The organism is Emergencia timonensis (assembly GCF_900086585.1).
GTDB lineage: Bacteria > Bacillota > Clostridia > Peptostreptococcales > Anaerovoracaceae > Senimuribacter > Senimuribacter timonensis.
Genome location: NZ_FLKM01000008.1, coordinates 1,934,197 through 1,956,478 on the forward strand (window position 1 = coordinate 1,934,197; position 22,282 = coordinate 1,956,478).

Sequence of the window (22,282 nt, forward strand, 5' to 3'; positions counted from 1 at the left end):
CCTACTGACAGAATGGTATATTATAAATAACAAACACGAAAGGATGGAATGATATGGACAAAAAAGAATTAGCGCTGGCAAAGCACGCGGAATGGAAGGGCAAGCTTTCCATCGAAACCAAGGCGCCGATCACAAATAAAGAGGAACTGGCAATCGCCTACACGCCAGGCGTAGCGGAGCCTTGCCTTGCAATTGAAAAGGACGAGAGCCTGGCCTACACCTATACGGGAAAAGGCAATACGGTTGCTGTCATCACCGACGGTACTGCGGTGCTGGGGCTGGGTGATATCGGACCGGCGGCCGGCATGCCTGTCATGGAAGGGAAATGCGCGCTTTTCAAAGCCTTTGCTGACATTGACGCAATTCCAATCTGTATCGATTCCAAGGATCCTCAGGTAATTATTGACACGGTATATAACATCTCTAAGAGCTTCGGCGGCATCAATCTGGAGGACATCAGTGCTCCCAGGTGCTTTGAAATCGAGAGAACCTTGATCGAAAAGTGTGACATCCCGGTGTTCCACGACGACCAGCACGGCACGGCCATCATCACCAGCGCAGGCCTGCTCAACGCCTGCAAGGTGACAGAAAAGAAGATGGGAAATCTCAAGATCGTCATCAGCGGTGCAGGCTCTGCAGGTATCTCCATCGCCAAGATGGTCATGCGCCTGGGTTTTGGAGAAGTGATTCTCTGCGGCAGCAAAGGCACCATCTACGACGGCGCACCATATAACAATCCGGAGCAGCAGAAGATGGCGCAGATTACCAACAGGGAAAAGCTGGTGGGAAGTCTGGCAGATGCCATGAAGGGGGCCGATATTTTAATCGGCGTATCAAAGCCGGGCATTGTGACCCAGGACATGATCCGCTCCATGGCCGAAGATCCGATCGTCTTCGTCATGAGCAATCCAGTGCCTGAAATCATGCCGGATCTTGCAAAGGCGGCTGGAGCAGCCGTGGTAGGAACTGGCCGGTCGGACTTCCCGAACCAAGTCAACAACGTCATCGCTTTTCCGGGCATCTTCCGCGGTGCACTGGACGGCAGAGCCAGGAAGATCACCGAGGAGATGAAGGAGGCTGCCGCCAGAGCCATTGCCAGCGTTATTCCGGAAGAAGAGCTGACGGCAGATTATGTACTGCCTGACCCGTTTAACCCTTTGATTGTGGAGAAAATTGCTGCGGCGGTCATGGCAGAAGCCGCAAAGGAGAAGGAGGCAGAATAGTGGATTATCGTATAGAACACGACACCATGGGCGAAGTGAAGGTGCCGGCCGACAAATACTGGGGCGCCCAGACGGAAAGAAGCTTTGAAAATTTTAAGATCGGCTCAACGAAGATGCCTCTCGAAATCATTCACGCTTTTGGTGTACTAAAAAAGGCAGCGGCTCTGGCCAACTGGAGTCTGGGTATGATTGACGCACAGCGGGCTGAACTGATTGCAGGTGTGTGTGACGAGCTCATCAGCGGAAAGCTGGACGAACACTTTCCGCTGGTCGTATATCAGACGGGAAGCGGCACCCAGTCCAACATGAATGTCAACGAGGTGGTCGCAAACCGAGGCAATGAAATCACAGGGGAAAAACTGCTGCATCCCAACGATCATGTGAATAAATCTCAAAGCTCCAACGATACGTTTCCGACTGCCATGCATATCGCGGCAGTGGTCAGCGTGGAGGATAAACTGCTGCCGGCGCTGACAGAGCTGCGCGATACTTTGCAGAACTTAGAAGTCACTTATACGGACCTTGTAAAAACGGGCAGAACCCATCTGCAGGATGCGACGCCGCTGACACTGGGGCAGGAAATCAGCGGCTGGCGATCTATGCTGAACCACTGCCTGGTGATGATAGGCGGCGCTCTTTCCGGCCTTCGCGAGCTGGCCCTCGGCGGCACAGCTGTAGGAACCGGCCTCAACGCTCACCATGATTTTGGCAGGGCATCGGCGGCTGAGATCAGCAAAATTACTGGGAAGGAATTCGTTACAGCTGAGAATAAGTTTCACAGTCTGACATCCAAGGACGCTCTAGTCTTTGCCCACGGCGCTCTGAAAGCTTTGGCAGCAGATCTGATGAAAATCGCCAACGATGTCAGATGGCTGGCGTCTGGACCGAGATGCGGTATCGGCGAGATCAATATTCCGGAGAACGAACCGGGCAGCAGCATCATGCCGGGCAAAGTTAATCCGACCCAGTGCGAGGCGCTGACCATGGTATGTGTGGAGGTCATGGGAAACGACGCGGCAATCGGCATTGCCGCATCACAAGGTAATTTTCAGCTTAACGTGTTCATGCCTGTTATCATCAACAACTTTCTGGAGTCGGTCAATCTGCTGGCAGACGCCATGAGGTCCTTCAACAAAAACTGTGTCTGCGGCATCACACCCAACAAAGAAAAGATACAGGAGAACATGGAAAAATCTTTGATGCTGGTAACAGCGCTGAATCCGCACATCGGTTATGAGAATGCGGCAAAAATCGCAAAACTGGCTCATAAAGAAAATAGCACGTTAAAACAGGCTGCGTCAAAGCTGGGACTGGTCAGCGAAGAGGACTTTGACAGCTTTGTAAATCCAGAAAAGATGGTGTAGATCAAAAATGCTGGGATATGGAATCGGATATATCGGACAAGGGAGCACATACAACTTTATGGCGGCCTATTTTGTCGTCTTTCTGACAAACTGTGTTGGTTTAGACTCTGCCATGGCCGGCTCCATTACATCGGTCGCTCTTTTAGTAGAGGTTGTTGCGGGCATGATTGTGGGCAATCTTTCTGATAACTGCACCTCTTCTATGGGAAAAAGGCGGCCCTTCGTTCTTGCTGCCGCATTGACGATGCCTCTTATTATGGTGCTGATTATGCGAACTGTCGACGGTTCAGAGACGATGCGTTTTACCTATTATCTGGTTCTGTCCATAGGGTTCCGTCTCTCCTTTTCGACCTTCGAGATACCCAACAACGCTTTTGGAGCTGAGATTGCTGCAGGGTATGACGAGCGGACCTGGCTTCGGACTATGTCCAGGGTTTTTTCCATTATTGGCAACACCTTGGGTTACGTGATGCCTCTGTGGATTCTGGAACTTTTTCCCGGTCGTCAAAGGGCGGGCTGGCAGACCATTGGCGTAATCATCGCTGGCGTAGCCTTTTGCAGCTGGTTCAGCTCATTTAAGCTGACGAAAAAGCGGGCCGTGGTGGGCGCGAAGAGAGAGCGACGCAGCAACGTGATTCGAGATATCTTCGTCAATTATTTTGAGCTGTGCAAATTACGCTCTATGCGGCTTTTGATCGTATACAAAGCTGCTTTTGCCTGTGCCTTTGCACTGTTCAATATCGGGACGATTTATTATCTGAAGTACAGTCTGGCGCTGGGGAATCGATATTCCTCTTATATGTATGTGCTTTCTATTATCGTTTTCATTGTCATGACGCCCATCGCAGGCAAAATGGCTCTCAGCTTTGGGAAAGCGAATCAGCAGATGATTACTATGGCTGTTTCGGCTGTTATCGGTTTTGCAGTTTTTTTCTTCGCGCCGCAGTCAGTGATTGGGGCGGCTCTGTATGTCATCGGCTTTTCCATCATGCAGACCAGCTTTTGGCAGCTTTCCAGCTCCATCTTCTACGACGTGGTGGAGGTGGACGAGTATGCAAACTGCAAGCGCAGAGAAGGAGATATCATGTCCCTGATTTCTGTACTGGGTACCTTGATTACCGCTGTCATTGTGCAATTTTTCGGCGTTTTGCTGGACCGTTCCGGCTTTGACCCCAAACTGGCTGTACAGCCTGACGATGTGGTACATTTTCTCAACGCCGCTTACATATTGCTGCCTAGCATCTGCTTCGTCATCGGCCTCGTGGCTCTCAAGGTCTTCCCCATTAATAAAAGAACCTTCGGTTCGCTGCTGCGGGCATTGGAGCGGCGAAAGGCAGGGAAAGATTACGCAGAATATCTGCAGGATATAGAAAAAATGATTTAAGTAGATGTGTTTAAAGAATATAGAAAATAGAGAAGCAGGATACACTGATGTTCAGTAAATCCTGCTTTTTTAGTAGTTAAGTTACAAAATTGTATTGACTTTTAATATAACATATGTTATCGTTAACACATGTTATGAAAGGAAGTGAAATGAATGACAATTAACTATACCATTCTTGGTCTCCTAGAGAGTGGAGACAGAAGCGGCTATGATCTTAAAAAAGTCATGCAGGAATTAGACTTTCTGCCTTGGTCAGGAAATAACAACCAAATATATAAAGCCTTAGTATTTTTATTAGAAGAAGGCCTGGTTGAAAATAGGACAGCGCATAGAGATGACGGACCATCAAAGAAAATCTATAGCATAACCCAATTGGGAAAAGAAACGCTGCACTCCTGGGCCAAAGAGACACAGCCTCAATTACCCGAGTATAAGAAATTATTTCTTGCCCAGCTTGCTTTCGCAGAAAGTGAAGCTGTAGAACTTCTTGAGACGTATGAGATATTACTAAAGGAGCAATTGGCCTACCATGAGGAAAAACTGAAGCGACAGTTTGGATTTCCGAATCGAAATGAGAGAGAAAGCTACATTTGGCAGATGCTCTACCAAAATCTGCTGGATTCCTATCAGTGTGAACTGACATGGGCTGATAAAATGAAAAAAGGATTAGTGAAATTTCATGAAGATAAAAGTGATAAATAGTGATAAAATAGTAATCAAAGATTTGCAGACCGCATTGGATTTGATGATGAATGCAAAATATGGGGATGATTATGAAGCTGTCGTCATCAATAAAGAAGCTGTCAGCGAGGATTTTTTTCGCTTAAGCAGCGGGCTGGCAGGTGAAATCCTGCAGAAATTTGTAAACTACAATATGAAATTGGCTGTATACGGCGATTACTCCAAGTATACCAGCAAACCCCTGAGGGATTTTATCCTTGAGAGCAATAATGGAAAGCATTTTTTCTTTGTAGAGAGCCAAGAAGAGGCGATAAGGAGGTACAATGATGATATTACTGAAGAATTGCAGGCTGATTCCTGAACTGACGGAAGGCTTTGAAGGGCTAGTGGCTGACGTTCTGATTGATGCTAAGAAGATACGACAAATCGCAGAGCCGGGGACGATTGAAGCGGATGCAGACGTGCAGGTCATCGACATCGAGGGAAATACGCTGCTCCCGGGTTTTTTTGATCTCCATGCACACCTGTATTTATCGTCCTTTGATTTTCAGTCCCTCAACGAGCGCAGCGCAGCAGATACCGGCTTTGACGTATATGGTTATGCCAGAGATTATCTGAAAGCGGGGTACACGACCATCAGAGACTGCGGCTGCAGTCACAACGCTACGGTCGCCCTGGAAAGGGCTAGAAAAAAAGGGATCGTCAATGTACCGCGGGTTATTTCGACGGGACTGATTTTGACACCGACAGAGAACGGAAATAGCACTTTCAAAGCCTTATACAAGGTTGTCGACACACCGGAAGAAGTTCGCAAAGCGGCCAGAGAGCAATTTGAACTGGGTAATGACGCGATCAAATACATGGTGACCGGCGCGTATTTTAACGAGAGCGGAGATCCGGGCGCTGTCATCGCGATGGAAGATGAAGTTCGTGAGGCTGTAAAAGTCGCTGCTATGAAAAAATCCTATGTCATTGCACACACTCACAGTGCAGAAGGGATCAAGCTGGCGATCAGAGCGGGAGTTTACACTGTGGAGCACTGCAGTTTTATTGACGATGAGGCTATCGCTATGCTGAAGGACAACGACAACTGCTTTATGGTAGCTACTGGTGCTATCGGTCTGGACAGTTTAGACGAGGATAATGAACTGATCAGTGCGGACAGTTTAGACAAGAGCAAGAAGTATGAAGCTTTGGAGCGTCAATCTGTCAATAAAGCTTACCAGGCGGGCCTGAAAATCGGCTTCGGCTCCGATATCGACTGGGGCGCTTTTGTGAAGCATCCTGGTTATGAGTTTATTGCCAGGACCGAGTGGTATGATTTTGACTATAAGGATATTCTGCTGCAGGCCACCAAATACAGCGCCGAAATTGCCAAGCTTGACGACCAGCTGGGAACCATTAAGGAAGGCAAAAATGCTGAATTAGTCGTAGTAGAAGGAAATCCGGACGAGGATATTTACGTGATGAAAAAGCTGCCAAAGTACGTGTTCTATAATGGTGAAATCATCGAGAACTAGCAGGGCAGCTTATTGCCAATTTGCCGCATTCGTTGCGCTTATATAGGATACAAGACCAAAAACAAAGTAGTCCGAAGTCGGACTACTTTGTTTTTGCTAAAGACATATATGATGGTGTCAAAACCATTTCTTTTTCTTGAAAATAATGACCAGTGCGGCGATGACCGCCAGGCTCATTCCGATGACGAAGGGATATCCCCAAGCCCATTTGAATTCCGGCATTCGAAGATTCATACCGTACCATCCTGCGATCAGAGTCAGAGGCAGGAAAATCGAAGTGACGACTGTGAAGACTTTCATGATGTTGTTCTGTTCAATATCGATTTGAGACTGGTAGGCCTCGCGGACCTGCTCGATATACTCCTGCAGATGGAGCACAAACTCCAGAAGCCGGTCAAATTTCTTGTCAATAAAGCCAAAAGCCGGGTCGATTGCAGCGATTTCATCTGTCAGAAACTCCATCTGCTCATAATATCGCTTTACCTTCAGCAGATCCTTGCGGACTTTGATGATGTCGCGTATGCCGTCCCCGCTGGGACTTTTGTCCATCAGGAGATTGTCCTCAAGTGAGATGATCATATTTTCGAGAGATTCCAATTTGTAGACGTCGTTGGCCGTCAGTTCCAACATAAATTCATGGAGCTGCAGAATACCATCGTCGGGAATATCTATATTATTGACGCATTCCATGACCGCTTCGCTGTCCGTGGCGCAGATGAAATGATCGTGATTGGCAAAAAGAGTCACTTTTTTCTCGTCCAGCCAGTGAAATGTGATGAAATACACCTTTTCATTCAATGCCATAAAGAAGTTTCTATTCTCGTCTAATCGTTTTACGATATCACTGTCCACGTAATCTTTGAGGGTGTCAATCTTATCTGTCGTGAGTTTTATAATCATAGTCCATGCATCCTTTCGGTTCGTATACACTATATTATACTCACTTATACGATAAAATCCACTAATCTTTTAGCAGCCTGTTTTGGTGCAATAGATTCTTTCCACTCGCGGTCCGATGGTACCAAAGAGATATTCAAATGTATTTTCACAAAACTGTTCCATATCCCAGGTAGTAATCCTTTGATCTCCATCACGTCCGATCAAAATCACCTTTTGACCGATTTCACAAGGAATTCCGGTCACGTCGACAAAGGACTGGTCCATGCAGCAGCCGAGAAAACGGGTCTTCTGTCCGCTGACTAATACTGGACCTTGACCGCGCATCCATTTAGGATAAAATCCATCGGCAAAACCAATGGAGAGGGTGGCGACCTTCATCGGCTCTGTTACCTTGTAGTAACGGCTGTATCCTACGCTTTCACCGGGATATACGTCGTGCACATTGGTAATATAGGCGCCGATTTCAACAGGCTCTATGAGCCCGATAGGTTCTCTGCCGTCTTCCATCGCCATGTGACCGAGGATGGAAGAACAGGAGCGCACATGGGTACAGAGTTCGACGGCTTCTTTGTACCATGTAGTCGCAGCTGAGTTACAACAATGGATATACTTTAATGCAATGCCGCTTGTTTCTATCTGGGATACCGCTTCTTTAAATTTTTCAAACTGTTCTACAGCAAACGTGTCATAGTAGTCGGCTGTGGACGTGGCAAAGTGGGTATAGACACCTACGACTTCCAAATTATCTAAAGATTTTACCAAATTTAGCAGGTCGTGCAGCGCAGGGCCTGGTCTGACACCCAGCCGATTCATCCCCGTTTCAATTTTTAGGTGGACTTTAACCTTTTTGCCGGCGTTTTTGGCCAATTGATGGACTCTGCGCGCCGTCACTTCTTCGAAAAGAGCGATTTGCAGGTCGTATTCTACGGCCCCCTGTAATAAATGCTGCGGGATACCTCCCATGACTAAGATATCACAGGTCACGCCGCCCTGCCGCAGTTCTACTGCCTCGTATATAGCTGCATTTGCAAGCATTTTGACCTGGCAGCCCTCTTCAAACAGTTTGGCCATGGGCACCAGACCGTAGCCGTAACAATTCCCTTTAATGACTGGAATAATGTCTGTGTTTGAACCGATGTAATTCTGTACTTTATTAAAATTACGGATAACCTGGTCCATGTCCACTTTGAAATAGGAATTATAATATTGATTCATAGTTTTCTCCTATATACAACGGAGGGGAGCCGCAGATGCAGTTCCCCATTTCGTTACTCTGAAAGTTCCAGATAGTTTATAACACTGACTTTGATTTTATCATCTTTGCGGCAGCGCTGTCCGAGGAAGCGAACCTTACCGCAGGCGGCTTCACAGGCATCTTTGTATGCCATAGTATCTTCCAAAGCCAACTTCTTCCACTTTGCTTTCTCACAGCCTGCCAGCAGGAAGGAGGTCTTTGGACATAAATGGATGACGCAGTCCTGGTCCAGTCGCTCATCTAAAGCTTTCAGAAGCTGCACCGTAAAGTTTTCTGTGACCTGTTTAGCGTATTTCGGTCCCAAGATGTTCAGGCTCCCGGGAGAGTCTGTGTAGTATATCACCCTTGCGCCTGCTTCCCTCGCGGCAAGGGCGTAGTTTACGAGACCCCTTGCAATTAGAGCAAAGAACGCATCCATAGTTTCTGGCTGTTTTCTCCATCCCATCAGAATTTTCATCATGTCGGATAGGCCGTTGATAATGGTAATAGGGCCATGCATTTCAACGGTAGCATTGCCGCCCTCCGCATTGATGATTTTTACGGCCTTCAACGTTTCCGCCAGTCGGCCGCTGCTTACATCCAGTTCAGGCAGGTCTTTCAGCTGATCGATCTTTGTGACGATATCCGCTTCCTTTCGCGGGCCGAGGGAAGAGTCGTCAAATTTGATCTTCGCGCCCAAGTTTTCCGCTTCCAGAACAGGGTCAAAGGGAAGCACGGCCTGGCTGCCGGCCAGCTTTGCAATCTGTTCAGCGTGGAAATAGCTTTCCGGAAGAGAGAGGCCTTTTTCAGAGGCTTTCTCCTTTGATATTCCACTGTATTCGGCGTATTTGCATTTAAAATCAATTAGTTTTGCCATGTTTTCTCCTCATACGAATATCATCTGTACGTTTCTGCAGTTTGTCAGATATACGATGGAGGCATAGTTGATACCAAAGGAGACGATATCACCTGGTTCCAAATTTCTTTCGGCATCTTCGATGTCCAAAATGGTGTGATCGCTGGAAGCGCCGATCACTTCGATTCCTTTATCTTTCGGGAAAATTTCGTCAATACTGCCGTAATCAACCTTGCCGATACCCAGCAAGGCTCTTTTTCTAATGCCTCTGTCCACGTACTCAGGCGTGTGACCGAAGGCGTCGATGGAAATCTTGCCAACCGGGTGAGACGGTTTGTCTTTTACCTCGATGACCTCGGCTTTCAGCGTGTAAACGTCTTGGTGCATGAAACTCATATCGTAGCCGTAGAAAACGTCCAGATCTCTGGCTAGAAGGATGCCTTCACCAACTCTCAAAAGATTGATTCTCTTCGGCATATCGTTATTGATGATTCTAGGAAGGCTTGTCGTAGCGCCGCCAGATATGTATTCTAAGGTTCTGCCGATTTTTCCTTCGATTCTTTCGGCGATGGCAACTAATTCGTCAAGCTTGTCTGAGGTGGCCTCGATGGAGCCGTAACAGCCTAAGTTGGTGCCTACGCCAGCTAACTCCAGATTTGTCAATTCCTTCTCTACCATGAGGGCAGCGTCAACCATCTCATCTTTATCCCAGAAACCTTCTCTGAGATCACCAAGGTCGGCCATCAAAATGACCTTGTGCTTTTTGTCCTGCTTTCCGGCCTCTTCGTTGAGAGCCTTGAGCACTTTGACTTCGCTGTTAAGGCTGATGTCTGTAAGCCTGACGACTTCTGCTAGTTCTGTCATCATTGGAACTCTGAGCAGCAGGTAAGGCAAGTCGATGCCGTAGTTTTTGGCGTCTTCTATCTGCTCCAGCCGGGATGATGCGATGATTTTCGCGCCGCCTTCTTCGAACATCTTTGCGCACTCCGGGATACCGGTTGTTCCTTTGATTACGCCTGCAATATCGATGCCGAATTCGCCGCACCTTCTGACGATTTCCGCCACGTTTTCTTTTAAATACTGTAAGTTGATCTCTACTCTTGGATAAACCTGTTTCACCATAATCTTCTCCTCTTCAGCCAATAGAATTACCATATATTATAAATCCATTTTATCATCGGGCCATGATATCATTCTAATATAATGATTATAAAGTTTGGTATTTTTTTTATGGTGAAATTTGTGAGACGATAGTTGTCTGAAATTTATAATTATTTTACAAAAATAAGTAAATTTACAGCTAAATTACCAAAAGGTGATTAAGGTATAATGAATCCATAACCAAACGACGTTGTCGCAAGGTAGGATTCATTGAATCTCGTGCAGCGATGAATACAATCAGAGGAATGCACTCGGTATAATGAATCCATAACCAAACGACGTTGTCGCAAGGTAGAAATCTTTTTAAGAGATTCAAATTATCCATAGAGAGGCGAAGGTAAAGAAATGGACAAATTCAAATTTGACACACTGCCGCAGCTTAGAGTTCTGAACGACGATCAGATCAAAGAGATGCACGAAAAGGCAATGGATGTTTTAGAAAATTTAGGTATTATATTTGCATATGACAGAGCGCTGGACGTTTTGGAAGAAGCGGGCTGTACTGTCGACAGAGAAACACAGAAGGTGAAATTTCCTAGAGAGCTGGTTAAGAAATGTATTGAATCGGCTCCAGGTTCATTTGATTTATACGATAGAGAAGGTAACTTCTATTGCACATTTGGAGATGGAAAGACCAGATTTAATCCTGGCAGCAGCGCCAGCAACGTGCTGGAAAGCGATGGAGAGACTGTGAGATTATCCAATGTCAAGGACCTGAAGCTGCTGACAAAGGTGGCACAGAGTCTTCCGCACATTGATTTTGTCTCATCTTCTATCGTTTGTGAAGAAGCGCCAGGGGAACTGGGCTCTCAATATCTCTACTATACAGAGATGCAGAATTCAACAAAGCCGATTATCGGCGGTTCAACTGACGTTGAAGGTGTGCCTAGAACTTTCAAGCTGCTGAAAGCGGTTCTGGGATCGGAAGAGAATGTAAGAACAAAACCGTACACCATTTTTGATATCTGCGTTACTTCTCCACTAAAATGGTCCACCATCGGCGCAAGAAATATCATGGATTGCGTAGACATGGACATTCCAATCGAGTTAATCTCAGCACAGATTGCAGGTGCGACGGGACCGATTTCTTTAGCAGGGTGTATCTTAGAACACACGGTAGAGCTGTTATCCGGACTGGTATTGATTCAAGTAATGAAGCCAGGACATCCGACTGTATATGGAGGCGCGCCTTGCATCTTCAATATGAAGACCATGTACACGCCGATGGAGGCAATGGAATGCAGCATGGTGACTGCAGGTTACGCTTCTATGGGTAAGTATTACGGACTTCCTGTTCATACATATGCGGCAATGTCAGATTCCAAATATATCGACTATCAGGCAGGTAGTGAATCGGCAAGAAGCGGACTTATGGCCTACCTGGCTGATGTAGACAACGTTTCAGGCGCAGGAGGACTCAACGTCATCGCAGAAATGAGCATTGAAAAATTAGTTGTCGATAACGATTTCATCGGCACCGTAAAACATTTAGAAAAGGGCATTCGTTTTGACGAAGAATCTTTGGCTGCGGATCTGCTCCTAAAGGTGGGATCAGGCGGAAACTTTCTCAATCAGAAACACACTCTGAAGAACTACAAGAAAGAACAAAACTACAGCAACATCACTATGAACTATGAAGAAAGAGCCAACTGGAACAAGGCTGGCAATTGGTCAGTATCTGACAAAGCAAGGGATTATGTAAAGAAAATTGCCGAACAGGATATCTGCCCGCTTGGCGAAGAACGGACAAAAGCGCTCAACGAAGCGTTCATAGAGGTTTGTCAGGATTGCGGTCTGACAAAGGAAACTACGGAAGAATTGATCAAAAAGTATAATGAAGCTTAAAGGCGGTCTTAGGGAACTGCCTTCGGGCTTATTATAGAGGACGCGCCGGGGCGGTCCCCGGTGCATCCCAAATTTCAAACGAAATTATCTTTTATCTAACTATTTAGAAAGGAAAATGTGCGAGTAAAAGCCCCTATCTTTTATTAGTACAAGGAACAATTATGGGTAAACGAGTTCCAATGTGGCAAGTATTAATTTGTATCGTATTTGCACTAGGTGTAATCTGTTATTCGATATTCTTCACGACTTCGAAATATACTTCACCTGAATATGATGGATATTCCGAAGCGCATATGCCGATGATTCTGGCAGCGGTTGTGGTATCAATTTTTGGCGCCCTCAACGGCTGGAAGTGGAGTGTTATGGAGAAGGGCATGATTCAGGGAATCAGCCGCTCCATGCAGGCCAACCTGATCCTGCTGACTGTAGGAATCCTGGTATCCACCTGGAAAGCTGCAGGTATCATTCCATCCATCATCTACTATGGACTGAACATCATCAGCCCGGGATTTTTCCTGGTAACGGCTTGTCTGCTGTGCTCCATTATCTCTTTGGTAATCGGTTCATCTTACACGACTGCAGGTACCATCGGCGTAGCCATGGTAGGCATCGCCATCGGCCTGGGCATCAACCCTGCTCTGGCAGCAGGCGCAGTCGTAGCAGGCGCATATACTGGAGACAAGATGTCTCCGATGTCAGATACGACCAACATGGCGCCAGCCGTGTCCGGCTCCAACGTCTTTGAACATATCAGGCATATGGTCTATACGGTAACCCCTTCTTACATCATTGCCTTGGTACTATACTTTATCTTAGGAAGGTCTGCGGCACCTGATGGAGCAGTACAGATGGAAATGAAAGATACTCTGCAGAACGCCATTCAGGAGGAATTCACCGTAAGTCCATTCCTGATGCTGCCAATCGTATTCCTGCTCATCGCGGTAATCCTGAAGGTTCCTGCGCTTCCGGCCATGTTCGGCGGCGTGGTCATGGGACTTCTGTGCATGGGATTTGTACAGGGAATCAGATTTGCTGACTTCTTCGATATCATGCATTACGGATATATCTCAAGCAGCGCAGGTGTTGAGTTGACCAACGGATATACTGTAGCTGACGTAGTCGGCGGCGGCGGATTCAACGGCATGCTCTGGACTGTATCCATCGTGCTGTGCTCTATGTCCTTCGCAGGCGTACTGGAAGCTACTGGTATGTTAGGATCTGTTGTCGAAAAGATTCTCAAGGTCGCAAAGACTAACGGCCTGCTGGTTATGACCACTGTTCTGACCTGCTTCTTCATCAATCTGCTGACTGCTGACCAGTATCTGTCCATCATCCTGCCTGGCAGAATGTACAAGACAGCCTTTGAAGACAGACGCTTGAAGAACAAGAACCTGTCCAGATGTCTGGAGGACTCCGGTACGCTGACTTCACCGCTGATTCCATGGAACGTATGCGGTGCGACGATGACTGGCTTCTTAGGACAGCCGACTCTGGCCTATGCGCCATATGCATTCGTCAACTACATTTGTCCGATCGTGTCTATCATCTACGGCTTCACCGGATTCTCCATTGAGAAGATGAGTGACGAAGAGTACGAGAAGATGCTGGAAATGAGAAAATTAGAGGAAGAAGAAACTGCAAGAGCAATGGAAGCTTAAAATTATTTTATCTACTTGAACCTTCTTTATAAAACAAGTAAAAGAAACCGGCTGAGGGATTATCCACAGCCGGTTTTGCTATCTATCATACTTATTTTATGAATCCATCCTATCTCTCTTGGTCTCTTTTCTGTACAACTTCATATCCACATTCCGTCAGCAGATCCTTCGCCTTCTGACAATCAAAGCCGTTCCACAGTTCTTCTGCAACGCTGCCGTCTCTGGGCACTGCGCCTCGTTCTACAACGACGACGTTGGCTCCGGCCATGACGGCTTCCTTTGAAGGGGGATGAACACAGATGTCGGGCACACTTTTTCCGCCGCATAGTCTGGTCACGGCGACGATTTGAGCTAAACGCTGGTCGGAAACCTGCGGCTTTTCTCCCAGAGGTGTTCCTTTGACCGGAATCCGGGCCATAGCACCGGAGATGACGACGCCGTACTGTAAAGAATTGAGAAATACATCGGCAATTTCTTCACTGGTATGTTCCATTCCCACCGGTTCGAGCAGGTGAATCAGTTTCAGCGGTGAACGATGAACAGAATTCAGGGTGTCATTTCGCTGAGCGGGATCGAAGGCCGTATCTCGTCCTTCCCCCAGGCGCAGAGCATGGTAGATTCCTGAAACCCCGCTTTCGTAGATTTTGTTCGCCGTCGCCACATCAAATTCACCGATATTGAGCACCAGCTCATATTCCCCGGCTACTTGTGCTCTGATATCTTTAATGAACTGGCAGAGGGTGTCGACGCTGTAGAACTCCGTGGTTCGCAGCACTATAAATCTTACGCCGCAGCTGACATACTGCCTGATCTGTTGAATGATTTCCTCCTCTGAATAACTGACCTCATGATCGACGATGCCCCAGGCTTCCCCCAGGGAACAAAAAGTACAGTTCATAGAACAAGGTGCAAAATCCACGCCGATGGCGCCCCAAAGGTAAGCTTCCTTTCCCGTGATGACCATGGCTGCTTCGCGGGCTGCCCGGCACAGATAAGCGTATTCTGGGCTGCCTGGTTCAAGATCCAGGAGCGCGATAATCGTGTCTCGCTTCTGAGGTTTTCCAACAAGACAGTCGGCCTTTACTCTGTCGATCAGATCGGTGATTTCCCGCTTCATCTCTATTTCTCCTCCAGTATTTGTTCCAGAATTTCGCAGGTGTCACAGGCAACTTTTGGACATAGGGTGGATAACAGTCCTTCTTCCATGATTTTTTCCATATCCTCAGGAATAGAAAGATCATATCCGAGGATTTCCTTGCAGAGCAGAGAACCGTATTTTTCTTTAAAAGCTTTTTCAAACGCATACTTCTTCTCTAACATGTTTTCTTTTGTCTTTACATCACCGTCTTCGCTGTGCCCGAATTTATAGCCGATTGCCATCAGAGCGCCAGTTACGCATCCGCAGGTCTGCCCAGCCCACATACCGCCGCCAAAGGCAGAGGCGATTTTTTTTGCGTCGCCTGCGTTGAGGCCAATACTTTCAGCCACATGTCCAAAGACCACCTGAGAGCAGTCGATACCAGCAGCAAAACTTGCGCCTGCTTTTTCTTTTGTCATTTTATTCATTTTACTTTCCTCCAATCGATGATAACTACTACTAGATATAGTCTGATTATAGTCCCGAACCAATAATATCTATTGTAAAATTTTTGTATTTTATAGTACTGTTGTGAGTAAATGGGAAAGCAGGTGTCTGACGCTCTTTTGTTTTTCTGTCGACCGCAAAAGGAAATGCGCTTTGAGATTAGTCTATGCCGCGTGGTTACGTTCATTATTAGGCAGCATACATACAAAAAACGGCCAGAATGCTGACCGTTTTTATCCTATTCCTTCTCTACAACTGACTTTGCCGAGCGGTAAGCCTTTGGCGTCATGCCTTTCGCTTTTTTGAAGACTTTGGTGAAGTAACTCTGGTCGTCAAATCCAGTAGAAAGTGATACGTCGATAATGCTGAGGTTGGTATTTGCCAGAAGATGACAGGCGTGCTCTACCTTCAGCGAATTGAGATAATCTGTAAAGGTGACTCCCATTTCCTGCTTAAACAAGGTGGAAAAATAAGAAGAATTGACGTGAAGATTCAGTTCAATGTCTTTCAAAGAAATCTTTTCGGTATAATTCTTGTTGATGAACTGCAGCGCTTTTGCTACAATCTGTGAACGGCCGCTATAGATAGACGAAAGCATATTCTTGGTGATGACTTCGATGATCGTCTCTGAAACGCTGTGGAGTTCGTTAAAACTTTCGGTCTCACTGAGTTTATTGATGATATCCAGATCAGTATCTATAATCTGATTCAAATTGCTGTCACTTTCGTTGGCGATTCTGATAACGATGGCGAAGAACCAAAGGGTTTTCGCTTTGATCCCATCCAGATCGCCGCATTCAAGGATAGAAAAGGTGTTAAGCAGTTTCTTCAGATTGTCTTTGGCCGTGGCCACTTGACCGTTGCTGACATTGTCGATGAGCACTTTTTCCAGATCGTAGGGGTATTCTACAGAAACGTGTTCTTTTTTGTAATGCTGAATGTCAATATTGACTTGATTCTGTTCATTGTATTGATTTCGCAGGGCGCTGTAATCGTTGTTGCCTGTGACGGAGGTGATGATGCAGTTGTAGAACAAAAGTGCAATCTGAGAAATCTGGTTAGGCTGATAGACTTTCATCTTTCCTGCGAACATCTTAGCCATGGATTGGGAAGCTTCGTTCAGTTCGTTTAAATTGGCAAAGTTCTTTGTGGTGCTGCTGCGCAATTCTCCCATGACGATTGGTCCTGCGATAAAATAACCGGCGAAGGCTTCGTCAATAATGAGGGAAGTCGCAATATTTGCCAGGCCTGATTTACAGAGGAATATGTACGGCTCACCTAATCTGGATGCGAACTGGCCGGCAGATGATAGATTGCGTCTGCAGGGGCTGTCCTTATCCGTGTACACTTCAAAGATGTTGCAGATCTTGTCATCTCGTTTGAACTCTTTTATCATCTGATCGTCACCGCTGAAATAGGTGACCGGAATTCCCGTAATGTCGGAAAAAGCTTCAATAGAACTGTTTAAATAATCTGACAGCGTCTCGGCATTTGGGCTATCTAAGGTTGGAATTACAAAGTTTTTCATGTCTGACTCCGATACATATATCAAAAAGGGGGATATAAAAATAGTACTATTTTTTATGAAAATTTCCATTTGAATTATATCATGCAGGGTCAGAAAAAACAATATAGAGAATGAAGATAATAGGGACAATCGACGAAAAATCCTCTGATACTTTTCAGTTTGATAATAATAGAGAAGATTTTACATCAACCAGATGGCCATAGCGTCCTAAAGCAATTTGCTTACCAGAAAGGCAAAGATTATTCCTATTATATCTGATGCTTGCTGAGGTCGATGAAGCAGCCATTGAATTTACGGAATACTAGAGGCAGCAGGGGGAATATCTGAGGAAATAAATAAAGAGTTATCGACGGAACACTGCTGACTCAAGCCTTACAGCGATGACCCTCGATTACAAACAAAACTGATAAAAGCGTTGAAAAACAGAGATTTGTCTGTGATTTTTTCTTAAAATAGTCGGGTGAAATCAAACTCAAAAATTGTATTTATTTTAGGGTGACAAAAATTTTACTAAAAATTCTAAAAGTATCTATATAACTTACCAAAGGGAAACTTGTAAAATGAGAATATAAAGAACAAGTACATAAGGGAGCAGAACTTCTGCGTACGAAGGTACCCCACAAGGTCGACACTCGTAATGTATGTTCTTTGAAACATACGGAAATACGCCCGGCGGACGATATTTCCCATGTTATAGAGAAGGCGTAGTCTTTATTAACTTAGTTTATAATTTATTGGAGGTAACAAATAATGAGTAAAGAAGCAATCATGGAAGCTGCAAAACAGTCAATTGTTGAAGCTGACGAAGATATGGCGATGGAAGCATTAGCAAATGCTGAAGCAGAAGGTTTAGATATGGTCGATCTGTTAAGTAACGGATACAGCGCAGGCATGAAAGAATTAGGAGACCTGTTCGGAATGGGAGAAATCTTCTTACCTGAATTGATCTTCGCGACAGAAGTTATGAAAACAGTCAGCGCTGAAATCGAGAGCAAGATGGATATGTCCGAAGTGAAATCAGCAGGAACACTGGTAATCGGAACTGTAGAAGGCGACGTACACGATATCGGCAAAGGAATCGTTGCATCACTGGTTAAAACCAACGGGGTTGAAGTATTTGACCTTGGCAGAGAAGTTCCGGCAAAGGATTTCGTTGATGCCGCTATCGAGCACAATGCAGAATTCGTTGGAAGCTCAGCACTGCTGACGACTACAATGACAGTACAGAAAGACATCGAAGAAGCTCTGAAAGAAGCTGGTATCAGAGACAAAGTAAAGACCATGATCGGCGGAGCGCCTGTAACCAATCGTTGGGCAGAAAAGATCGGTGCTGACGCATATTGCGAAGACGCATCTGACACAGTAAACTTCATTCTGAAGTGGATCGAAGAACTGTAAACAACTCTCCATCAGTTTTCTGGTGAAGGAAATACATAGAAAGAAAATGAAAATGGAGGAAATGTAAGTTATGGGTAAATTTACACATGAAACTGACATCACGGGATATAACATTCTATCAAATGAAGACCTGGATGCACTTCATGAATCCACCCTTCAGCTGCTGGAAGACTACGGTCTCCAGATGCACGGCAAAGAAGCACTTGACATCTTAGCTGGAGCTGGCTGCGAAGTGGATTATGAAAACGACAGAGTGAAATTTCCAAGAAATTTAGTCAACGACGCAATCGAAAAATGCCCTGCTGAGTTTACGCTCTGCGGCAGAGATCCTGCCAAGGATACAGTTGTCGGCGGCAAGAAGGTTGCATATAAGAACTTCGGTACAGGCGTTTTTATCTTTGACCCTTATACTGGAGAGTTGAGAGAATCAACGAAAGAAGACTTAGGAAACGTAGCGAGATTTATCGATGCGATTCCAGAAATCGACGTGTTCTCTATCGCTGTTACGGCAGGAGATGTAAACCAGAAGGTTCGTTCACTGCACGAAGCGGAAGTTGTGTTCAACAACCTGACAAAGAACTTCGCTCACGACCTTGAAGGTGTAAAAAATACACAGAGATTCATCGACATGGCGGCAGCAATTCAGGGCGGATATGACAAGCTGAGAGAGAGACCAATCGTCGCAATGGGCGCCTGCCCGAACTCACCACTGGAAATCAATGAGAACGAGACCAGCATCATCATCCTGTCTGCAAGACATGGACTTCCTATCGATATTTTGTCAATGGGACTTTGCGGAGCGACAACGCCTGCAACAATTGCCGGCACTCTCGTCTGCACTAACGCAGAGATTTTAGGCGGCATCGTGTTGGCACAGATTGTAAACCCGGGAAATAAGATTCTCTATGGATCATCCACTACAATCATGGATATGAAGACCGCGCAGTCACCAGTCGGCGCACCAGAACATGCGATGTGCTCTGCGGCAGTCGGTCAGCTGGGCCACTATTACGGAATACCTACCAACGTAGGCGGCACTTAGGCAGACAGCAAGTGTTTCGACGTTCAGCTAGGTCATGAGAAAACCATGACTAATATGCTGCCAGCTCTGACTGGAAGCAACGTCATCTACGGAATGGGTATGATGGAAATGGGTATGACCATGAGCTATGAGCAGTTGTTGACAGATGCGGAAATCGTGAGGATGACGAGGAGGATTCTTCAGGGTATTCCGGTAAACCCAGATACAATGGCTCTTGACGTAATTAAAGCAGTAGGACCTGCAAACAATTACTTAGCGCAGAAGCATACGAGAAAGTATATGAGACAGGAATTATCCACCACACAGTACATAGACCGTACCCAGAGAGAAACTTGGGAAAAGAAAGGCGGAATGACAATGACTGAGGCGACAAAAGCCAAAGCCATTGATATCTTAGAGAATTATGAAGTTACTCCGCTTCCAGACGACGTTAAGAAGAGGATTCATGACATCGTTGTGGAAGGCGAGGAGGAAGCGGAAGAATTAGCAAGATTTCAAGCCAAGAAAAAATAAGCTAAAATAATCATGAAAGGATGACGAATATGGGCGATCAGAAAAAATTCTTCACTCGTATGGGTGACGGTTCACCGGTATATATGACTGAAGAAGAAATTAGAGCTGACATCAAAGCTGGTATCGACGATGCAGTTCTAAGAGGAAAGATTGATCCGCTGTCAGAGGAAGACACAGAGAGAATCTACGAAATCGTAACAATGCCGGGCAACATCGTCGGTGTACAGCCAGGTATGGAAATCGTAACTTCCAACGACTCAGGGTCAGACAAAATCAGCACAAAGTGCGGCATCTCCACTTCGAGAGACACCAATGCACTGATTCATGAAAGAGTATTAGGCGCTGATTCCGTAGATATCGGATACAGTGACTATAACTATAAGACTGTAAAGGGAGTAGCAAAGAGAGAAGCTACTGTACTGAAACAGGCTTTGACAAAGGCAACCATGCCGCTGTTCTACGGCGCAATGCCAAACCTGGGATTCTACACCAAACCCGACGGTCCTGTAGATAACTGGGCAATGCTCCTGCCAGAAGGCAAGATCAAAGAAGCGATGGCTGCACAGGAAGAAGCAGTAGATCACGCTGTCAGAGACATTGTCTATGTCGCAGAACAGATGAACGATGTAGGTGCAGATGCCTTCATGCTGGATACTTCCGGCGCTGCTGGAGATGCAGACCTTCTCGTATCACTGAAGGCGTGTGAAATCATCAGAGAAAAATTCCCTGATATGCCGGTTGAAATCGGTATGGCGGGAGAATTCGTTCTGGGAATGCACGGAAAACTCAAATACAACGGTACCAGACTGGCCGGATTATATCCGCATAAGCAGGTAAAAGTTGTAGAAGAAGCGGGTGCAAGCATCTTCGGTGCAGTAGTCAACACCAACTGTAACAAATCCTTCCCTTGGAACATCGCCAGAGTCTGCACGTTCATCAAAGCTTGTACAGACGTGGCTGAAATCCCGGTACATGCAAATGCAGGTATGGGTGTATGCGGTATCCCTATGGTAGAAAATCTTCCTTCCGACGTGGTATCAAGAGCTGACAAGTGCTTGATCGAGATCGGCAAGGTCGACGGATTGTAGATAGGCGTAGGTGACCCACTTGGTGCAGAAGCTACACACGCTCTTGCTGCAGGTATGGGCGGTATCCGCACTGCCGGAGATCTGGTAATGCGTTTACAGCTAGCTAAGAAGATGAAAATCAACGAAGCGAAAGCATACGTAGCAGAGAAGCTTTCTGTATCAGTGGAAGAATTATGCGATATCGTTACGATGAACGATAAGAGAGAAGAACTGGGACTTGGATTAGCGCACGTAGAACCAAACGCAGAGGCGAATGCGGGAATGGAAGCGAAATTCAGAATCCAGGAAGTGCTCGACATCAAGGTAAACTCTGTTGAGAGATTTAAAGAAAGAGCCGGACTGAAATAAATAAAAATATGTTGTAGAATAGGTTTGCAAGGAGTAAACCTATTCTACATATTAAGGAATAGAAGTCCGAAAATTTTTTTTATCAAAAATTTAACAGAATATTATGACTTAAAAGCGAAATTGAACAAAAGCTAAAGGAGACATTGGCAGAATAAGTTATATTTAGAATAAGAAATTTGATAGCTAATTCTTAAATAATATGATAAGATATTCTTGTTAAACAACGTGATATTTTACCATATGGACATTTAAGGAGGCACTAATTTGGATAAGCAGGAACTATTTAGCAGAGCAAAAGAAGCGATTGTCGATGCCGATGAATCAAAAGCACTCGGCCTCATAGCTGAGGCAAAAAATGAGAATTTTGACCTTCTTGAATTACTGCTATCTGGATTTGGAGCCGGTAATCAGGAAATCGGGGAGAGATTCGATAAGGGTATTTTATCTCTGCCTGAACTGATTTATGCTGCCGAAGTTATGAAAAGTGTGACAAACAGAATACTTGAATTACTGAAAGCAGAAGGAGAGAATCCACCGACCAAAAAAGGAACAATCCTTCTCGCTACAGTAGCGGGAGATGTTCACGACATTGGCAAGGGCATCGTAGCGTCAACACTGAGGACCGCAGGTTTTGATGTAATAGATCTGGGCTGTGAAGTACCCGTTGACGTGATATTAGAAGAGGCGAAGAAGCACAATGCTGATATCATCGGGACCAGTGCGCTTCTGACTTCAACAATGCTTGAACAGAAAAAGTTAGAAAAATTATTGACCGAAACTGGTGACAAAGACAGTTTTATCACCATGGTAGGAGGAGCTCCCTGCACGCCGAGATGGGCAAAGAAAATCGGCGCTGGCGGCTACAGTGAAGATGCCTTGGAGGCGGTCAAAGTAGCGTTGGAGCTTATGGAAGAGAAAAATAAAAAATGATTTTATATTAGATGATTTATATGG

The 22,282-nt window shown here is 45.7% G+C and carries 17 protein-coding genes and 2 pseudogenes; 12 read left to right on the forward strand and 7 right to left on the reverse strand.

What is annotated here, in order from left to right; all coding sequences use genetic code 11:
- Positions 1 to 53 precede the first annotated feature (53 nt).
- The 6 genes from BN6539_RS10265 to BN6539_RS10290 all read left to right on the forward strand — a co-directional run bounded on the left by BN6539_RS10265 (position 54) and on the right by BN6539_RS10290 (position 6,172).
- On the forward strand, positions 54 to 1,223 hold the full coding sequence (locus BN6539_RS10265) for an NAD(P)-dependent malic enzyme (RefSeq protein ID WP_067537564.1): 1,170 nt from the start codon (positions 54 to 56) through the stop codon (positions 1,221 to 1,223).
- Entirely contained in the window at positions 1,223 to 2,587 is a 1,365-nt protein-coding gene (gene fumC, locus BN6539_RS10270) for a class II fumarate hydratase (protein WP_067537567.1), read from the forward strand. Before BN6539_RS10265 ends, fumC begins: the two co-directional genes overlap by 1 nt.
- A 7-nt stretch (positions 2,588 to 2,594) precedes the next feature.
- A complete protein-coding gene (locus BN6539_RS10275) occupies positions 2,595 to 3,971 on the forward strand; it encodes an MFS transporter (RefSeq protein ID WP_067537573.1) in 1,377 nt (458 codons plus the stop codon).
- Between the two features lie 153 nt (positions 3,972 to 4,124).
- Positions 4,125 to 4,673 carry a PadR family transcriptional regulator gene (locus BN6539_RS10280; protein ID WP_067537576.1) on the forward strand — a complete coding sequence of 183 codons (549 nt, stop codon included), beginning with the start codon at positions 4,125 to 4,127 and terminating at the stop codon, positions 4,671 to 4,673.
- Positions 4,651 to 5,013: a DUF4180 domain-containing protein gene (locus BN6539_RS10285; protein ID WP_067537577.1), complete on the forward strand. Its 363-nt coding sequence runs from the start codon at positions 4,651 to 4,653 to the stop codon at positions 5,011 to 5,013. The genes BN6539_RS10280 and BN6539_RS10285 overlap by 23 nt, the downstream gene beginning before the upstream one ends.
- On the forward strand, positions 4,976 to 6,172 hold the full coding sequence (locus BN6539_RS10290) for an amidohydrolase family protein (RefSeq protein ID WP_082907450.1): 1,197 nt from the start codon (positions 4,976 to 4,978) through the stop codon (positions 6,170 to 6,172). Before BN6539_RS10285 ends, BN6539_RS10290 begins: the two co-directional genes overlap by 38 nt.
- Positions 6,173 to 6,289: 117 nt before the next feature.
- Here the strand turns inward: BN6539_RS10290 and BN6539_RS10295 are convergent, their stop codons facing one another.
- From BN6539_RS10295 to BN6539_RS10310, 4 genes are all read right to left on the reverse strand, one after another.
- Entirely contained in the window at positions 6,290 to 7,072 is a 783-nt protein-coding gene (locus tag BN6539_RS10295) for a CorA family divalent cation transporter (RefSeq protein WP_067537581.1), read from the reverse strand.
- 69 nt (positions 7,073 to 7,141) lie between these two features.
- Positions 7,142 to 8,287 (reverse strand): alanine racemase, encoded by a 1,146-nt coding sequence (gene alr / locus BN6539_RS10300; RefSeq protein ID WP_067537584.1) that lies wholly within the window; start codon positions 8,285 to 8,287, stop codon positions 7,142 to 7,144.
- Positions 8,288 to 8,340: 53 nt separating this feature from the next.
- Entirely contained in the window at positions 8,341 to 9,183 is an 843-nt protein-coding gene (locus BN6539_RS10305) for a uroporphyrinogen decarboxylase family protein (RefSeq protein ID WP_067537587.1), read from the reverse strand.
- A gap of 9 nt (positions 9,184 to 9,192) precedes the next feature.
- Positions 9,193 to 10,284, reverse strand: a complete 1,092-nt coding sequence (locus BN6539_RS10310) for an alanine/ornithine racemase family PLP-dependent enzyme (protein WP_067537589.1) — start codon at positions 10,282 to 10,284, stop codon at positions 9,193 to 9,195.
- Between the two features lie 384 nt (positions 10,285 to 10,668).
- On the opposite strand from BN6539_RS10310, the gene BN6539_RS10315 reads away from it, so the two are divergent.
- Both BN6539_RS10315 and nhaC read left to right on the forward strand, forming a co-directional pair.
- Positions 10,669 to 12,168 (forward strand): trimethylamine methyltransferase family protein, encoded by a 1,500-nt coding sequence (locus BN6539_RS10315; protein ID WP_067537591.1) that lies wholly within the window; start codon positions 10,669 to 10,671, stop codon positions 12,166 to 12,168.
- 179 nt (positions 12,169 to 12,347) lie between these two features.
- Positions 12,348 to 13,826: a Na+/H+ antiporter NhaC gene (gene nhaC, locus BN6539_RS10320; protein ID WP_182435583.1), complete on the forward strand. Its 1,479-nt coding sequence runs from the start codon at positions 12,348 to 12,350 to the stop codon at positions 13,824 to 13,826.
- Positions 13,827 to 13,935: 109 nt separating this feature from the next.
- On the opposite strand, the gene BN6539_RS10325 is transcribed toward nhaC, so the two are convergent.
- From BN6539_RS10325 to BN6539_RS10335, 3 genes are all read right to left on the reverse strand, one after another.
- On the reverse strand, positions 13,936 to 14,943 hold the full coding sequence (locus BN6539_RS10325; RefSeq protein ID WP_067537596.1) for a biotin synthase BioB: 1,008 nt from the start codon (positions 14,941 to 14,943) through the stop codon (positions 13,936 to 13,938).
- A gap of 2 nt (positions 14,944 to 14,945) precedes the next feature.
- Complete coding sequence (locus BN6539_RS10330) at positions 14,946 to 15,392, reverse strand: C-GCAxxG-C-C family protein (RefSeq protein ID WP_082907451.1); 447 nt, start codon at positions 15,390 to 15,392, stop codon at positions 14,946 to 14,948.
- 257 nt (positions 15,393 to 15,649) lie between these two features.
- Complete coding sequence (locus BN6539_RS10335; protein WP_067537599.1) at positions 15,650 to 16,939, reverse strand: AraC family transcriptional regulator; 1,290 nt, start codon at positions 16,937 to 16,939, stop codon at positions 15,650 to 15,652.
- A gap of 750 nt (positions 16,940 to 17,689) precedes the next feature.
- Here BN6539_RS10335 and BN6539_RS10340 point away from each other — a divergent pair.
- From BN6539_RS10340 to BN6539_RS10365, 4 genes and pseudogenes are all read left to right on the forward strand, one after another.
- A complete protein-coding gene (locus tag BN6539_RS10340; RefSeq protein WP_067537601.1) occupies positions 17,690 to 18,337 on the forward strand; it encodes a cobalamin B12-binding domain-containing protein in 648 nt (215 codons plus the stop codon).
- Between the two features lie 70 nt (positions 18,338 to 18,407).
- Positions 18,408 to 19,892, forward strand: a pseudogene (gene mttB, locus BN6539_RS10345) ([trimethylamine--corrinoid protein] Co-methyltransferase).
- Positions 19,893 to 19,921: 29 nt separating this feature from the next.
- Positions 19,922 to 21,328: pseudogene (gene mtbB, locus BN6539_RS10355) on the forward strand ([dimethylamine--corrinoid protein] Co-methyltransferase).
- Between the two features lie 264 nt (positions 21,329 to 21,592).
- Complete coding sequence (locus BN6539_RS10365) at positions 21,593 to 22,258, forward strand: cobalamin B12-binding domain-containing protein (RefSeq protein ID WP_067537616.1); 666 nt, start codon at positions 21,593 to 21,595, stop codon at positions 22,256 to 22,258.
- Positions 22,259 to 22,282 lie beyond the last annotated feature (24 nt).

What these genes read in the sequence shown, in the direction of transcription:
- BN6539_RS10265 (WP_067537564.1), top strand. Translation starts at nt 54, where the DNA reads ATGGACAAAAAAGAATTAGCGCTGGCAAAGCACGCGGAATGGAAGGGC.
- BN6539_RS10275 (WP_067537573.1), top strand. Translation starts at nt 2,595, where the DNA reads ATGCTGGGATATGGAATCGGATATATCGGACAAGGGAGCACATACAAC.
- BN6539_RS10280 (WP_067537576.1), top strand. Translation starts at nt 4,125, where the DNA reads ATGACAATTAACTATACCATTCTTGGTCTCCTAGAGAGTGGAGACAGA.
- BN6539_RS10285 (WP_067537577.1), top strand. Translation starts at nt 4,651, where the DNA reads ATGAAGATAAAAGTGATAAATAGTGATAAAATAGTAATCAAAGATTTG.
- BN6539_RS10290 (WP_082907450.1), top strand. Translation starts at nt 4,976, where the DNA reads ATGATGATATTACTGAAGAATTGCAGGCTGATTCCTGAACTGACGGAA.
- BN6539_RS10295 (WP_067537581.1), bottom strand. Translation starts at nt 7,072, where the DNA reads ATGATTATAAAACTCACGACAGATAAGATTGACACCCTCAAAGATTAC.
- alr (WP_067537584.1), bottom strand. Translation starts at nt 8,287, where the DNA reads ATGAATCAATATTATAATTCCTATTTCAAAGTGGACATGGACCAGGTT.
- BN6539_RS10305 (WP_067537587.1), bottom strand. Translation starts at nt 9,183, where the DNA reads ATGGCAAAACTAATTGATTTTAAATGCAAATACGCCGAATACAGTGGA.
- BN6539_RS10310 (WP_067537589.1), bottom strand. Translation starts at nt 10,284, where the DNA reads ATGGTGAAACAGGTTTATCCAAGAGTAGAGATCAACTTACAGTATTTA.
- BN6539_RS10315 (WP_067537591.1), top strand. Translation starts at nt 10,669, where the DNA reads ATGGACAAATTCAAATTTGACACACTGCCGCAGCTTAGAGTTCTGAAC.
- nhaC (WP_182435583.1), top strand. Translation starts at nt 12,348, where the DNA reads ATGTGGCAAGTATTAATTTGTATCGTATTTGCACTAGGTGTAATCTGT.
- BN6539_RS10325 (WP_067537596.1), bottom strand. Translation starts at nt 14,943, where the DNA reads ATGAAGCGGGAAATCACCGATCTGATCGACAGAGTAAAGGCCGACTGT.
- BN6539_RS10330 (WP_082907451.1), bottom strand. Translation starts at nt 15,392, where the DNA reads ATGAATAAAATGACAAAAGAAAAAGCAGGCGCAAGTTTTGCTGCTGGT.
- BN6539_RS10335 (WP_067537599.1), bottom strand. Translation starts at nt 16,939, where the DNA reads ATGAAAAACTTTGTAATTCCAACCTTAGATAGCCCAAATGCCGAGACG.
- BN6539_RS10340 (WP_067537601.1), top strand. Translation starts at nt 17,690, where the DNA reads ATGAGTAAAGAAGCAATCATGGAAGCTGCAAAACAGTCAATTGTTGAA.